Origin of the sequence: Endozoicomonas numazuensis (genome assembly GCF_000722635.1) — a bacterium.
GTDB classification, from domain to species: Bacteria; Pseudomonadota; Gammaproteobacteria; order Pseudomonadales; family Endozoicomonadaceae; genus Endozoicomonas_A; species Endozoicomonas_A numazuensis.
Window position 1 is genome coordinate 921,957 of the sequence record NZ_JOKH01000001.1, and the last position, 14,986, is coordinate 936,942.

General features: G+C 47.6%; 11 protein-coding genes. 7 read left to right on the forward strand and 4 right to left on the reverse strand.

The window, feature by feature from the left end; translation table 11 throughout:
* The first annotated feature begins 92 nt into the window (after window positions 1-92).
* From GZ78_RS27135 to holA, 3 genes are all read left to right on the forward strand, one after another.
* On the forward strand, window positions 93-2,534 hold the full coding sequence (locus tag GZ78_RS27135; protein WP_051785799.1) for an aminotransferase class V-fold PLP-dependent enzyme: 2,442 nt from the start codon (window positions 93-95) through the stop codon (window positions 2,532-2,534).
* Window positions 2,535-2,675: 141 nt separating this feature from the next.
* Window positions 2,676-3,239 (forward strand): LPS-assembly lipoprotein LptE, encoded by a 564-nt coding sequence (locus tag GZ78_RS04195; protein WP_034832999.1) that lies wholly within the window; start codon window positions 2,676-2,678, stop codon window positions 3,237-3,239.
* Window positions 3,236-4,282 (forward strand): DNA polymerase III subunit delta, encoded by a 1,047-nt coding sequence (gene holA / locus GZ78_RS04200; protein ID WP_034833000.1) that lies wholly within the window; start codon window positions 3,236-3,238, stop codon window positions 4,280-4,282. Before GZ78_RS04195 ends, holA begins: the two co-directional genes overlap by 4 nt.
* 41 nt (window positions 4,283-4,323) lie before the next feature.
* Here holA and GZ78_RS04205 read toward each other — a convergent pair whose 3' ends face one another.
* Complete coding sequence (locus GZ78_RS04205; protein WP_034833002.1) at window positions 4,324-4,887, reverse strand: hypothetical protein; 564 nt, start codon at window positions 4,885-4,887, stop codon at window positions 4,324-4,326.
* A 435-nt stretch (window positions 4,888-5,322) separates the two neighbouring features.
* Here GZ78_RS04205 and GZ78_RS04210 point away from each other — a divergent pair, with 435 nt between their 5' ends.
* The 3 genes from GZ78_RS04210 to GZ78_RS04220 all read left to right on the forward strand — a co-directional run bounded on the left by GZ78_RS04210 (window position 5,323) and on the right by GZ78_RS04220 (window position 8,502).
* Entirely contained in the window at window positions 5,323-6,216 is an 894-nt protein-coding gene (locus tag GZ78_RS04210) for a hypothetical protein (protein WP_152558543.1), read from the forward strand.
* Between the two features lie 251 nt (window positions 6,217-6,467).
* Complete coding sequence (locus GZ78_RS04215; protein WP_201772646.1) at window positions 6,468-7,844, forward strand: sodium-dependent transporter; 1,377 nt, start codon at window positions 6,468-6,470, stop codon at window positions 7,842-7,844.
* A 40-nt stretch (window positions 7,845-7,884) separates the two neighbouring features.
* The gene (locus GZ78_RS04220; RefSeq protein WP_034833012.1) at window positions 7,885-8,502 is read left to right on the forward strand and encodes a LysE family translocator; all 618 of its coding nucleotides are present in this window, start codon (window positions 7,885-7,887) and stop codon (window positions 8,500-8,502) included.
* Window positions 8,503-8,778: 276 nt separating this feature from the next.
* Here GZ78_RS04220 and GZ78_RS04225 read toward each other — a convergent pair whose 3' ends face one another.
* Window positions 8,779-11,346 carry an AAA family ATPase gene (locus GZ78_RS04225; protein ID WP_034833015.1) on the reverse strand — a complete coding sequence of 856 codons (2,568 nt, stop codon included), beginning with the start codon at window positions 11,344-11,346 and terminating at the stop codon, window positions 8,779-8,781.
* Window positions 11,347-11,555: 209 nt separating this feature from the next.
* Here GZ78_RS04225 and GZ78_RS28735 point away from each other — a divergent pair, with 209 nt between their 5' ends.
* Window positions 11,556-11,759 carry a hypothetical protein gene (locus tag GZ78_RS28735; protein WP_152558544.1) on the forward strand — a complete coding sequence of 68 codons (204 nt, stop codon included), beginning with the start codon at window positions 11,556-11,558 and terminating at the stop codon, window positions 11,757-11,759.
* A gap of 62 nt (window positions 11,760-11,821) precedes the next feature.
* On the opposite strand, the gene ilvD is transcribed toward GZ78_RS28735, so the two are convergent.
* Together ilvD and GZ78_RS04235 are read right to left on the reverse strand one after the other, a co-directional pair.
* Window positions 11,822-13,663, reverse strand: a complete 1,842-nt coding sequence (gene ilvD, locus GZ78_RS04230) for a dihydroxy-acid dehydratase (protein ID WP_034834144.1) — start codon at window positions 13,661-13,663, stop codon at window positions 11,822-11,824.
* Between the two features lie 472 nt (window positions 13,664-14,135).
* Window positions 14,136-14,846, reverse strand: coding sequence for a DUF3581 family protein (locus tag GZ78_RS04235; RefSeq protein ID WP_034833019.1), 711 nt, complete (start codon window positions 14,844-14,846; stop codon window positions 14,136-14,138).
* Between the last annotated feature and the right edge of the window lie 140 nt (window positions 14,847-14,986).

Here is a 14,986-nt window from a genome sequence, read left to right on the forward strand (position 1 = left end):
CCCTGCATTTCATTGCCTAATCTTAGAAATCTGATCGAGAAAGACAGTTCGATCAAAATCCAAGCTTACTTCTATTAAATGCAGGCAAACTTATGCCAGACAACAAATGTCTTTTAAATTCAAAGTACCTTTCATCGAACTGGATAACAAAAAACTTCTGCAACCGCTTATGGTTGGGGAAAGCTCTGGGGGCTTTCGGCTTTTTTTTGATTACCCAAAGTACTCAGGCTTATATAATTTCACTGCCTAACCAGAGTGAATTTATCAGTACCAGCCTCTTTATTCTTAATGCGCAGAAAGAGTCCAGCCTTTCACTTCGAACCACACCAAAAGATCAAATCACTCTGGAGTTTGACTGGCCTTCAACAGAGCAGGCCTTCGGCTCAACGTTCTTCACCACTGAAAAGCAAAAACAACCTGACAGAGGCACACTGAAAATCTACCTGATTCCTTCCATTATTGATGAGGAGGCCGATCTCAACACCACTTACATGATTGAGCCTTACCTGGGCAGTCATAGCAATGATCACTGTTCAGCAGACAGTTGTCAGAATCGTTCGGTCGCTCTGGTTAAAAGTATCGGCAGCAGTGAAAACTATCAATCCAGTACCTTTCCGGTCTACAGCACTTCAGTGCTTATGGCATCTCACTCAGAAATTAACTACCAGAATCCTCTAATCTGGAAAGGCAGTGAGCATTGTCGCATCAATGGTATTAAACCCAGTTCCAGATGCTCCAACATCGGTTCTGTTGTGATGCATTTCAAACCAGAAAATCCAGACCAGGCAGAACATCTGGCTGTTCATATTCTTAACCGGGAAGCTTTAGCTGCTAAAGAAGCCACCATTGACGAAATGGAAACGTTTCTGACCAATGATAAAAATCTCCGAAAAATGCTGGATGTCATTCTGGAATTTCGGGATGTCAAAATAGATGATTATAAAATCAAGGAAAGTGGCCCCGGCTACCTTTATGGCTATGCAAAATGGCTCTACATCCGCCACTGGCTGTACCCGGGAATGACTCACTACGCTCCTGTCTACAAAGAAATACCGGAAGAGCCAGAGTCCCTCTGGAAAATAAAAAATATCGCTTACGGTTTTAAAAAGTACGAAGATGCCCTCTGGGAAGGCGGTACTGTCTCAGGCTCTGTGTACAGCGGAGATCATGAAAACTACGACTTTCTGAATGAAATCTTTGGCATGTTCTCCCACTCTAATGCCATTCAAAAAGATCTTAGTCCTAGCGCTATGTACTTTGAGAGCAGTGTGATCAACATGATGCTGGAGGCTCTGGGCGGTAAGAGTATTCAGGATCAGGGCCTTGGCAAACCGGATGGCGTGATCACCAGTGGCGGCTCCATGAGTATCAAGGCCGCCCTTAAAGCTTATAGAGACCGGGCTGTTGCCATGGGCATCAGGAATCCGGAGATTATTATTCCTTCCACTGCACACCCGGCCTTCAAACGGGGACCTGTTGACCTGGTCGTCAAGGTAGCAAAAATTCATGAGGGTTCTGACGAGTCCTCATACACCGTAGATATGGAAGATGTGAGAAGGCTAATCAACCCTGAAAAAACGGTGCTATTGGTGGGTTCAGCAGGCAACTACCCCTATGGAACTATTGACCCTCTCACAGAACTGAGCAGCCTGGCCAGGGAATACGACATTGGCCTTCATGTCGATGCCTGCCTGGGTGGGTTTATTCTTGCCTGGCTGGATCCTGAGAAATACCCGCATGTAAAACCCTTTGACTTCCGTCTACCGGGTGTCACCAGTATCAGTGTTGATACCCACAAATACGGTTACTCCCTGAAGAGTAACTCGGTGCTGCTGATGCAGAACCGTGACTTGTCGGATTACCTGGCTTTTGTCGATACCGAATGGAAAGGCGGCATGTATGCAGTTGCCAACCTGGAAGGCAGTATGTCGACAGGCCTTTTTGCCGCCCCTTGGGCGGCCATGCTGAAGCATGGAAAGAAAGGTTACAGACTCAAGGCTCAGCAAACCTACGAAACCGCAGCCAAAATGGTTGAAATAATCCAGGGTTTTCCTGAACTCCAGGTCATGGGGGAGCACACTATGTGTCTGGCATTCAAATCCAGAAGTAATTCTTTCAGGGTGAACCTCATTAAGGATTATATGGGTAAGCAGAAGCCAAAATGGCGCTTTAACAGCCTGAACCATCCGGAAGCTCTTCACTTTTGCGTGACAGGCCCTCAGCTGGACAACGATGATTTCATTGAACACTTTAAACGGGATATTTCAGAGGCTGTCGACTACGCAAAAGACATGACTCAGCAAAGCAAAGAACCTATCAAAAGTAATGTGTATGGCGTTAGCGGAGTCGATATTCATTTGGAAGAAACCATCAACAAACAGGCCTTTGCTCAGGCTGGTGGTTATCTGACCCGGGATAGTGATGACAAGAGTGTCCTGATAGAGCAGTTCAAGATTGATATGCGCAGAATCGTTCATAAAGGACTCGGAATGCGTCGCCCCAATGAAACACAGTTCAACCCTGATGAAATCTGAGCGTTTAAACTCATGAAGGCAACGATACACAGGCAAGCGTTCCAGTGTTAACCTTTAGGGATCGGCATGCTAGCATTCCGATCCCTGAAAACACTGTTCCATCGCTGACACAGTACCTGGTCACTGTACTATGGAGAGATCATGACAAGACGCTTTCATACAGGAGCCATTTTGCCCCTGCTACTGATCACCAGCCTGCTGACTGCCTGTGGCTTTCAGTTAAGAGGTAAGGTCGATATTGCCAGTGAGATCGCCCAGCTGTCTGTTTCGGGTAGTGACCTGCCCTTTATCAGGGACTTGAGAAAAGCACTGACTTTCAATGGCATTGAGATCACCGACGATGCTCAATACCATCTGCAACTGACCAGCCTGAAACGCACTACCAGTAATGAAACTCAGGCCAGCGCCGGTCAGTATGAGCGTCTGCTGACCCTGAAAGCGACCTATCAACTCAGCACAAGTGATGGTTTGAAGCTTTTTGGTCCCATTGTGCTCTCTAATGAAAGGTACATGTTCCAGGACAAGAACCTCACCAACGCGGCCCAAAGCGAAGAAACCATCATCTTTGATCAGTTACGCCAGGATCTACTGCTAACCACAGTCCGCAGGGTTGCAGGTATTTCCGGTGAAGCTCTTCGTCAGGAAGAAGTACGCGCCCGTAAAGTGCTGGAAGCTGAGCGTAAGGCGCTTGAATCAAAACAATGAAAATCAGACCCGACCAGCTCGGTGCCCAGCTTAAGCGACAACTATCTTCCGTCTACATAGTCAGTGGAGACGAACCTCTGCAAGTCTCGGAATGTTGCGACCAGATTCGGCAACAAGCCAGAAAGCAGGGGTTCACTGAACGCCATGTTTATCATGTAGACAACAGTTTTGACTGGGGCGATTTTCTGGCAGCGGCCAACAGTCTTTCACTCTTCGCAGAGAAACAGATTCTGGAAATCAGGATGCCCAACGGCAAGCCTGGGGATTCTGGCAGAAAAGCATTTCAGGAATACCTTAAGCACCTTTCTCCAGACAATCTGCTGCTGATTATTACTGACCGCCTCGATAACGCCAGCCAAAAAGCCAAGTGGTTCAAGGCTCTGGATCAGGAAGGACTCTTTATCCCTATCTGGCCCATTGAACACGACAAGCTGCCAGGCTGGATTGCCCGACGCCTTAAAAGCCAAGGTTTTGAGGCCAGTCAGGATGCGCTGTCATTACTGTGTGAGCGTATTGAAGGTAACCTGCTGGCAGCGTCTCAGGAAATTGAAAAGCTGAAACTGTTGGCTAACGATAAAAAGATTGAAGTTGAAACCGTCAGAGAGGCCGTTTCGGACAGTGCCCGCTATGATGTATTCCAGCTGGCTGATGCCTCGTTGAATGGCGACCCAAAGTCAGTGGTTAGAGTCTTGGGAGGACTCAAGAGCGAAGGCATCGAGCCTCCGATCGTGCTTTGGGCTCTGGCCCGGGAAGTTCGGCTGCTCAGTCATCTCAGTCGGTTGAAGTCACGCAATGTCCCACCCGATGCAGCTTACGATCAGGCAGCCAAGACCCATGGTATGTCGCCTTTTATTCTCAAAAAGCGCAGAGGTCTGCTGGAAAAGTGCATTGGACGTCACAGTGAAAGCGACTTTCGCCAAATGCTGGTTCATATTGGCCATATCGATAAAGGCATCAAGGGGCTTGAAAAGCTGAACAGCTGGGATGAGTTACTGACTTTAAGTCTAAGCCTTACAGGTATGCCTGCTTCCCTCCACATCTGAAGATATGAGCAAATTCTGGTCAATGGCGATCACTGCATGCGTTATTGACCACAACACTCTATTTCCACTGCCTTTTTCAACGTTGACATACTGCCTCTACGATCTTCATTGAGGATACTGCGGCTAAGGATCATTTTATGAACTTTGGTGATTTGAGGAACGCCTTGAATCAGCTCGATCTCTGTTCGGGTGACCGCTGTAATGGAAATATCATTAAAGCGTTCTCGATACAACCAGATTTCATGGGCACGCTGCTCTACTATCGCCTTTTGAAATTCATTGGTAATGAATATAAATCGTTCCAGAACATCTTCCTGGTATTCGATTCCATAAACAGCATTCAATTCTGCCTGCTGTTTTATTACCTTATAGCCCTGATTAAATTGAATGCCTTTAACGTTGGTCACTTTAAAGTCCACATCAGGTGAGTAGAAACCCTTTATCTTTTCTACCTCTCCATCAATAATGGCCGTGAGTCTAGCCTCCAAAATTCGGGTAACTATCGCTTCATCCAGCTTTTCTTTTCTTTCAGGCACTTGTCTTGCATCACAAGCCATTAACAACAGCAGTACCGGAAACAAAAACACCAAGGCTGGATACTTCACGTTAAACACCAAAACCTGTCAGATCCAGGCTCGTTGATTCAGGAATATTCAGATAACCAACTTTGTTTCAATTATCCAAACACTAGTTATTGGGCACACAATGCCTTCCCCAGGAAGGTGCAGACAGGTCTTTTGTTACCAGAAAAGAGACTTCATTCATGATTGAGTGCTTAAAGAGAAACAACTCACTACAAACCCTCTTTTTCTCCACAACTAGCTCCACTGGCTTATCTGGACTGGGTCAAAATTCAGGCAGGTTTGATTCAAATTCGATTTAAGCCGTGTTTTTCCCCTCAAAAAAGCACAGCTGGTGATTACCTATTGTACTAAACAACACCGCTTACTAGAAGCATTTGAAACAAGCAAGCAACTTCTATAAAGGCTTGTACTGCAGGGCCGATGGTTCGAGAGATCCGAAACCGCGCACAGGAGAGTATGGATATGATTTTCCGAAACCTGCTGGGAGCAGCCGCTGCATTGCTGATAGCAGGCTGTGCATTGAATATGCCAGGCAAAAACCATAAAGGGGCCTACAACGAAAAGTGGTCCAAAGCGAAAAACCTGACTTATGCTGGCGGCATGCGTAAACAAGTGCATGACCAGCAGTTGCCAGCTGGAGCCTATAGCAAGGAAGGCAAGCTAGAGGACTACAAACTGGGTAACGTCTCTCATCCAGCCTATGGCAGCGCCAGCGGTGTAGTGGGTGTCAATGTCAGACCTTATGGTGCCTTTGAGCATTTCTACTGGGGGTGGACAGTCCCCGGAGCCAGCCATTATGACCATAACAGGGTCTTTGCCTGGATGCCTATTGCCATGGCCAAGGACGAGATCGAGGCCAGGGAAACGCTTGAGATAATGCTCACCCGTTCAGCCCTGAACATTCTCAATGACATGAATTACAAGTACAAGCCTGTTAAAACGCCTTATCAGCATAACGGTCTGGCGTTCAAACAGTGGTACCTTGAGCAGACGGGAGCTAACTGCTCTTTTGCTCGTATGAACTGTGTCCTGAGCCTGTATGTCCCTGTTCCAAAACCCATTGACCGGGCTCCTCCCTTCTCTTATTTCAGTATGGCGGGAGAGCCATCATGGTACTTTTCGGCAATGAATGATGACTCCTTCCCAAGGCTGTCCATCACCGAAGGTGAAGGTTTGGAAAGCATCAGTGAAAATGTCTTTTACCAGAAGTTAAGTGCTCGTCTGCCAGGGTGGGTTTACTTCTATTTGGCACCCAGCGAGGTGGGTATTGGCGAAGACAATAAAACCATTGTCTACCCTTACTTGCTGGAAAAAGGCAAACCGCTCCTCTTTATTCGCCCGAATAAATAGCCATCAACAAAATAAAGCTCATTCAGAGCCGCAACAATAACAGAATCTGAATGAGCTTTATTTTCAAGAGAAACAGGTATACAGCAAACCTCAAAATCGCTGCTATAGTTTTGAAGTTTGCTGATCCTTCGGTTTCCCAGCCTGTTCAAGCTGTTCATGCCCGCGTATCAGACAACGGAGAAACTGCTTTCAACAATAAGTAGGCGGACTCATAGTCCCTGAATGGAATGTCTGATCACAGGAGACCCACCTTGCCAGAAGTCTGCAACAGCATCCAGGCTACTGCCAGTCATCGCGGCCAGTTCAGTAGCAGATTAGGCTTTATTATTGCCGCTGCCGGCTGTGCAGTGGGTGTGGGTAACATCTGGAGCTTTCCCACCCAGACCGCTCAGAATGGCGGGGCAGCCTTTGTGCTGGTTTACCTCTGTTTCTCGTTTATTCTTGCCTACCCTACTCTGGTTGCAGAGCTCACCATAGGGCGATATAGCCAGTCAAATTCCGTCACAGCCATGACTCAGCTCGATAGCAGAGGCTGGGGCAGGAAACTGGGGTGGGTTACCAGCATAATGGGGCTGGTCACACTGACTTTGATTTACAGCTTCTACAGTATTGTTGGAGGCTGGTTTGTAGGCTTTTCACTGGCTCCAATATTCGAGATCAGTGGATTCCATGAAGTCGCCAACTGGCTGACTGACTTCAATTTTCATTCAACTGTGCTGGCCACCGTTATTTTCATGGCTCTGACTACGTTGATTGTCACCGGTGGCGTCAAGAATGGTATTGAGCGGTGGTGCAACCGATTAATGCCAGCCCTCTTCATTATTCTCTCTGTTCTTATTGTATTTGCACTGACCAGACCTGGTGGAATGGAAGGCCTGAAAGTCTATCTGATTCCGGATTTTTCCAAACTTTTTAACCAGCAACTGTTGATATCTGCCCTGGGGCAATCCTTCTTCTCCATGTCCCTGGGGGTTGGCTGTATGATGGTTTACGGCTCTTATCTGAATAAAAAAGCCAACCTTCCCCTGACGGCTTTTCAGGTTGCCGTGGTTGATAGCTCTGTGGCTTTTCTGGCAGGCATGTTGATCATCCCCTGTATGTACGCTGCCATGCAGCAAGGCATAGAAATCTATTCAACTGATGGTCAACTTCACAGCGCAGATACTCTGGTATTCAACGTTTTACCAACCCTGTTCAACCAGTTAGGCATTCTGGGTCAACTGGTTGCCATGGCCTTCTTCATTCTACTGGTTATAGCGGCCCTGACATCCTCAATTTCTCTGATAGAACCCACCGTTGCCTGTCTGGTGGAAAAGGTATCTTTCAGACGTCATCGAGCCAGCTGGTGCATTTCTGTTTTTTCTGCCTGCCTGTCAATAGTGATCATTTATCATATAGAAACCCTTCTGGGCCTGGCGGTTAAAGTTGCAACACAGTATCTGCAACCTTTACTTTGCTTCATGATTGCTATTTATGGCAGTTGGGTGATGCGACAGAATCGTCTACTCAAAGAATTGAGTCAGGGCTTTCCCGAGATCCAGAAAAGTCTATTCTGGAAAATCTGGCCCTGGTATATCAGGACCATTTGCCCGGGCCTGATCTTGATACTCTTCCTGAGCAACCTCTGATCTTTTATACTGCCGGGCTTTTTGGGCTGAAGTCGATTTTATGAGCGCATCGTCGTGGTTATCTCTTTTCGCAGTCTGCATTCTCGGCGCTATATCACCGGGCCCCAGCCTTGCTGCGGTCATGAAAAGTACGCTTCAGGGCTCGAGAAACCATGGTCTGGTGACCGCCATAACTCATGCAGCTGGCATTGGCATCTATGCTTTTCTGGTCGCCGCTGGTATGGCTGCAGTCATTACCCAGACACCCTGGTTGTTTAAACTCATGACCTGGCTGGGCGCAGGTTATCTGGCCTGGCTGGGTTACAAGGCGATCAGTTCCAGTGGCGCATTCATCGGTGATGTATCAGAACAACACACTTCATCCCTGTCTATGCGTCAGGCAGCTGTTGACGGGTTTCTGACTTCCTTTCTAAACCCCAAGATCGCCGTCTTCTTCCTGGCTTTGTTCAGCCAGTTCGTGACAACAGAAACGACACTTACAACGCAGTTGTTAATGGCTCTTATGGCCACTCTCTGTGATGGCATCTGGTACTGCTTAATTGCTGGAGTAGCTGGACACGCCAGTATTCTGCCTGCCCTCAGAAAGAGAGCAACACTGATCAGCCGACTTTGCGGCGGTTTACTGATTCTTGTCGCATTGAGAATTTTGATGATGTGATGCACGGATCACCCCATGAGTCTGACTGACTGGCTGACCTTCCTGAGTATCTGCATAGTAGCAACTGGATAATCGGACGAACTCAAGAAAGGCTTATCCGTGCTCACTCAGAAGGTAAACAACTGGGTAGACCTCTTTAAAAAACAACAAAGGAAATACAAACCCTGAAGAAAGAGGGGGTAAAGCAAGAAGGAGTGGCAGCCCGATTATCAATCAGCCTGCCTACAGTTAAACGCCACTGGAATAAGGCAGTGTAAGCTCTGCCTTCACCTCATATCAGTTAGCAGCATTTCTGCGTTTTTTGAGACTGTCGAAATACTCCTCGAAAGCAGAAATATCCTGCTCCAGTTCATCTACATCGGGGTAGGTAGCCCCAAGCTCGCTGGCTGTGTCATGGCAGCAACTGCTACATTTATCCATAGCGGCGTTAATGGTATCTACATCTTCCTGCTGTGTATCTACAAGATATCTGGCATTGGTAGACTTTATTTCACGGCCAAAGCGAGCAACGATTCCTCTAATAAGCCACTCCTCAATCAGCCTCTCCCAAGCCTTACGCATATCAAGGTATGTAGTACGTGCTTGAACCCTATACTCCTCTTCATTTTCATTGAACAGCTTTTTCAAACCGGGCAGCCGTGCTTTAAGAGCCTTGATTCGCTTATCAGTCTTCATAGAATCCCAAGGCGGACGGTCAAGCAGCAACCCAGTAGTAGTAGGGTTTCTGGTCAAGGCAAGAGTATTTACTTCACCGGCAACCTCCTGAAGCATCAGCAGGAACGGTAAGTCATGAGTTAGTACGATTACCTGTCTGTGCTGGGACTCAGCACAAATACGTTTAGCGAACTTCTCTCTGTACTTATGGTCAAGGGAGTTCACAGGGTCATCAAAGACCACGGCAGACTTTCTATTATCTACCCGCAGCTCAGCCATAAACCCAGCAAGGGAAATACATTTCTGTTCTCCCTCACTGGCAATATCAAGCAGCTTGCTACCATTTCCAGAGAGCTTGAGGCTCAACATCTGCCTACCTCTAGACCCTTTGGTAGCCGCTTCAACATCGTAATTCTTGAAGCCAAGCTTACGCAGCTCCTCAAGGAAGTACTGATGTATTTGCCCGATGGAGCTGGAGGTACTTATTTCAGTGCTCTTACGAGTAATCCCGCCACCAGCAGTAGTACCAGATAGTTTGCCGTACTTGTCCCTGAGCTTCGCCTTACGAATCTCATCAAGAATCGCTGGTTTATACTCCCGAATCTTAAGACGGTCTTCGATTTCCCGAATAGCCTTAATCTTATCGGCTATTGCTTTGGCCTGAGCTTCATTGTCTTTCACTCCTGCCTCTTTCTCAGTCAGGGACTGGATTTGAGCGTTAAACCACTCGAGGGGCTTCAGGTCTAGCTCTGTATAGCTGAAGTTTGAAGTACTCCCGAGAAGTCCTTCCTTACGGGCAACAAAAGCCGCTACCAGAGAATCCAGCTTACCCCGTAGTTCGGCACTGAAGCCGCCAACAAGTTCCAAGACGGCAAGGTATGGCGTTGTATCAGTGTTGACGGCCTTGATAGAGGTTTGCGAATCCTTAAAAGCCTTGTCTGCTTTCGTTGCTTCCCGGTGTATTTCATTCTTCAAATAATGGTGGAACGACTCCAGCCTTGCCGAAGACTCTTCACCTATAACCTGAAGGCAAGTAGGGCAGGCCTCACCCTCTTTTGGTGGAAAGGCTCCATCAGGACGTACATTCTTAACGAAAGTCTCAACAGCCCTCCACATTATCTGCCACTCATGGGAGCCAATCTTATCAACCGGCAAGCCTGTAAAGGTCTCTTCTCCCAACCTGTTAGAAGCCTGCCGGGTTGCTATAGACTGCTGGTGGAGCTGCTCGTAACCCTTCACCGCAGCGTCGCCCAGTTTACTATTAAGCCCCTGTAGGAAGTCCCGGAACGACTCAAGGCTCTTACGCCTGCCTTGGTATCTCTTTCTCAGTACCTCCGGGGTATTGGTGGAAAGCTCTTGGTGTTCATGCTGTAGAGTTTTCAGAACCCCAACTTCAGTATCTTCGGCGCAGTGGGCTTGAACCTGTTCGGCAGTCGTTTTGCTGCTGATAGTTGTTGCCAGAGAGTTTGCCGCTGTTTCGGGATACATTTGAGGGAAAACAAGAGAGCTCCGCAACCCTGCTACATCTGAAGTACACTTCTGGCTGATATACGAGGCAGCACTAAGTAACTCATCAAGCAGCATCAAGGCAGCAGGCTTGTAATCAATAGAGTCTTGCTTTGATAGGTAGTGAACCGAGGAGTGAGAGTCAAACACCCGAATAGACTTAAGTGGTGTGTGTGGCTCGCCCCCTTTCTCCCATGTCAGAGGCTGGGTAGTCCCTTCCGACTCGACCTCAAGAACCGCAGAGGGTGTACCAGTAGCCCCAGTAAACACATTGGGTATTACATCAGGAGCATCGCCTCTGGTCAGACAGGCATTCTTCAAAATCTTTGCGTAGCTGGATTTGCCTACGCCGTTATCTCCATAGACAACAGTAATGCCCGTAGGATTGAACTGTATTATCTGGTCTGACGATAACGAGGATACATTGGCGACTTGACTGATAGACGTTATGTTATACGCCTTCTCTTCTGCCCCAAACCCCGTAGGTTGTACTGGAGATACCTTGGCCTCAAAATCCGCCTCCTTCTCAATGAGTCCGAACTCCATCTTGGCTACTTGGAAGATTTCCTCATAGTCAGCCTGGCTCAGCTCTCCCAGCTCCAACGCTTTTCTAATTGTGAAGCGCCACCAACCAGCTTTATCTGACTGGTTTACCCAGTCTGTTATTTGCTCAACGATAGTCATACTATCAATAGCCCCAAAAGATATTGTGAGGTTATACGATAAACGCTGAGAACAGCTAAATGAACTGATTTACCGCACTATAAGTAAGTGATCTTCTTACAAGTACGGTTTAAGTCACTTAAATAGCTCACAAAAGCTCGGATGCACAGGGTCACCTGCACGACAAATACCAGACATTCCCTCCTCACTCCAGCCAATGGAAACCCTCTGTGACCTACGATCTAAGCCAGGTCTGTATTGTTTCTTACATTAATGAAAATAATGATGAAGTGGAACTGGGACAATTGTTTGTTGCAAAGGACTCATACATCAAACAATGGGGAGCCACTATAGAGCTCGGTGACTGCTCGAAGAAGCCTTCTTTCTATATCAAGAATGCAAACTTTTCGTTATCGAACAAGAAATGTAAATAGGCGGGAAACTTTTTAAGAGTTGAATGACAGACCCTGTCAGGCCTGTCATTCATCAGTCACTCTCAGTCGAGAAGTGACACGTCTCTGATAGCGCCTTTATCGGCACTAGTTACCATAGCAGCATAGGCTTTCAATGCTGCAGAAACTTTACGTGGACGAGCTGCTACAGGCTTCCAGGCATCCTTCCCTTTAGCTTCCATAGCTTTTCGGCGTGAAGAAAGCTCTTCATCGGACAGTTTGACATCGATCGTACGATTAGGAATATCAATACGAATGATATCGCCTTGCTCAACCAGACCAATGTTGCCTCCAGCAGCCGCTTCAGGAGAAGCATGACCGATGGAAAGGCCTGATGTACCACCAGAAAAACGACCGTCAGTTAACAAAGCACACTCTTTGCCAAGACCTTTGGACTTCAGATAGCTGGTTGGGTAGAGCATTTCCTGCATGCCAGGACCACCACGTGGGCCTTCGTAGCGAATGATGACGACGTCACCGGCCTTTACACGACCTTCAAGAACATCACTGACCGCACCTTCCTGACTTTCACAGATGTGAGCAGGACCTTCAAACACCAAAATACTTTCATCAACGCCGGAGGTTTTAACAACGCAACCATCTACAGCAATATTACCGGTCAGGACGGCCAGACCACCTTCTTCGCTATAAGCATGTTCAAGAGAGTGAATGCAGCCATTCTCACGATCATCATCCAGAGTTGGCCAGCGCGTCTCCTGACTGAAGGCTTCTGTCGTGCGAATACCGGCTGGACCAGCCCGATAGAAAGTTTTTACTGCTTCATCGTCTGTCAGCTTGATATCCCAACGATTAAGGGCCTCTTTCATTGACGCACTATGAACAGTTGGCAGTTCATTGTGTAGCAGTCCGGCTCGATCCAGCTCTCCCAATATACCGAACACACCTCCGGCACGATGAACGTCTTCCATATGGTATTTCTGAATGTTCGGAGCTACCTTACACAGCTGTGGCACCTTACGAGACAAGGCATCAATATTTTCCAGAGTAAACGGGGTGCCCGCTTCCTGTGCAGCAGCCAACAGATGGAGAATGGTATTGGTGGAACCGCCCATCGCAATGTCCAGGCACATGGCATTCTCAAAAGCCTGGAAACTGGCAATAGAACGAGGCAGAACCGATTCGTCATCCTGCTCATAATAACGTTTGGTAATGTCTACAATTCTGCGCCCTGCTTCCAAAAACAGCGCTTTTCGATCTGCATGGGTCGCCAGCATGGAACCATTGCCTGGCAGCGACAAACCTAAAGCTTCAGTCAGACAGTTCATGGAATTGGCGGTAAACATACCGGAGCAGGAACCACAGGTTGGGCAGGCAGAACGTTCATACTCAGCCACTGTTTCATCATCAGCATCAGAAGCTGCGATGACCATGGCGTCCACCAGATCCAGGCCATGCTGGGCCAGCTTGGTCTTGCCTGCTTCCATGGGGCCGCCAGAAACAAAAATGACCGGAATATTCAGCCTCATGGCTGCATTCAGCATTCCCGGAGTAATCTTGTCGCAGTTAGAAATGCAGACCAATGCATCAGCAGTATGAGCATTTACCATGTACTCAACGGAGTCTGCAATGATATCGCGACTGGGGAGGGAGTAGAGCATGCCATCATGCCCCATCGCAATGCCATCATCGACGGCGATGGTATTGAATTCTTTCGCTACACCGCCGTGCTTTTCAATTTCTCTGGCAACCAGCTGACCCATGTCTTTAAGATGAACATGACCGGGAACAAACTGGGTAAAGGAGTTGGCAACAGCAATAATAGGCTTTTTGAAGTCGTCATCCTTCATACCCGTAGCGCGCCAAAGCGACCGGGCACCAGCCATATTACGACCGTGGGTCGAAGTTCTTGAACGGTATGCAGGCATGACTCTCTGTCCTTTCTTTTCGGCTATTCTCTGGTTCTGATCCTGAAGCTTGAGAAGCTGTCTGAACACAAGGATTCGAGATTAAAATTCACTGGAACGAGTCATATTGCTCGATCAACTTTGTGGGAATAGCGCGTCTATTCTGTCGAATTGATCGAATAACCAGGAGCCTGACCGAGAATAGCGTCCGAGCATAAAACTCAGTAGAACGAGTCAGCTTTTTCACTGGATTTGTGCGAATAGTTGACCTATTTAAGCAAATTCAGTGGAAAAGATGGCCGTTCTTTCTGGGTTTTAGGCCGGGCTGTCTATTCTCGGTCAGGCTCCTAAACTGTTCTTTCTGGATTTTAACCGATCCATTATTTTCCAGACAGGCTCTCTAATGTCTTCCGTGAAGGATTCGGGAGTATAACAGAATGGAAGGAGCCGAATAGGCTCCCGATAGGCTATTTAGGATGAAAATACGCCGATCTTAAGCGGCATACTCCATCCGGCGACGATTGTACTCGTCGACCAGGCTGTCGATGGTAGACTGATCGTACTCGCGAAGGTTGGCCAGAACCATGGTTTTCTTGCCTTCTCCAACCACTTTACCTCCATCTTTGAAGATAAAGCCCAGAGTGACATTACCGCGTTTGCCATTCACTTCAAGGTAAGACTGGGAAGCTTCTATCACCGGATTTTGCAGATCCACTGTTTCCAGATGAACCGACATGGTTTCATAGATGACCAGAGGGCGTGCGACATTGATCATGACATTCTTCTCTTTCATCAATGGCACCAGCACATGGGGGAAGTTTTTACCCGAGAAAGCTACATAAGCTTTGACCAGCTTTGTAATCAGATCGGCATCATTACTTTGCTCACCGCTGTGCTCGACTCTGAGATACTCTTTCTCATTCTGATCACAGATAACCTTGTCCCCCTTTTCTGCGTCTGTGATTGACAGAGCTACCCCGTCACTCACCATCCCACTGAAGGTCACCCTCATGTTGGGATACAGCCCTTCCGAGCTTAAGACTTTGGCAAACAGGAGGTCACCAGGCACACAAAACTTCTTGGTGTCCACATCGTGCAGCGGATTAAAGTCATTGGCGATATTCTTGGCAAAATCACTGGACTGCTGACGAGTAAAAGAGAATTGGCTATTTTCCAGCTCAGTACAATATTGATCTAAAAACATAATGTTATTCTGTTGGCCTGGCCGGCCTGGAGCCTGACCGAGGCTCAATCCATTTCAGATTGACTTTAACTTCCTCAAGACAGCGAGAATCTTATCCGGGGTATTCACAATCATACTGATCGAAAAACCACCAGCAACTG

What these genes read in the sequence shown, in the direction of transcription:
- GZ78_RS04220 (WP_034833012.1), top strand. Translation starts at nt 7,885, where the DNA reads ATGAGCGCATCGTCGTGGTTATCTCTTTTCGCAGTCTGCATTCTCGGC.
- GZ78_RS04195 (WP_034832999.1), top strand. Translation starts at nt 2,676, where the DNA reads ATGACAAGACGCTTTCATACAGGAGCCATTTTGCCCCTGCTACTGATC.
- GZ78_RS04210 (WP_152558543.1), top strand. Translation starts at nt 5,323, where the DNA reads ATGGATATGATTTTCCGAAACCTGCTGGGAGCAGCCGCTGCATTGCTG.
- GZ78_RS04225 (WP_034833015.1), bottom strand. Translation starts at nt 11,346, where the DNA reads ATGACTATCGTTGAGCAAATAACAGACTGGGTAAACCAGTCAGATAAA.
- GZ78_RS27135 (WP_051785799.1), top strand. Translation starts at nt 93, where the DNA reads ATGCCAGACAACAAATGTCTTTTAAATTCAAAGTACCTTTCATCGAAC.
- GZ78_RS04235 (WP_034833019.1), bottom strand. Translation starts at nt 14,846, where the DNA reads ATGTTTTTAGATCAATATTGTACTGAGCTGGAAAATAGCCAATTCTCT.
- ilvD (WP_034834144.1), bottom strand. Translation starts at nt 13,663, where the DNA reads ATGCCTGCATACCGTTCAAGAACTTCGACCCACGGTCGTAATATGGCT.
- holA (WP_034833000.1), top strand. Translation starts at nt 3,236, where the DNA reads ATGAAAATCAGACCCGACCAGCTCGGTGCCCAGCTTAAGCGACAACTA.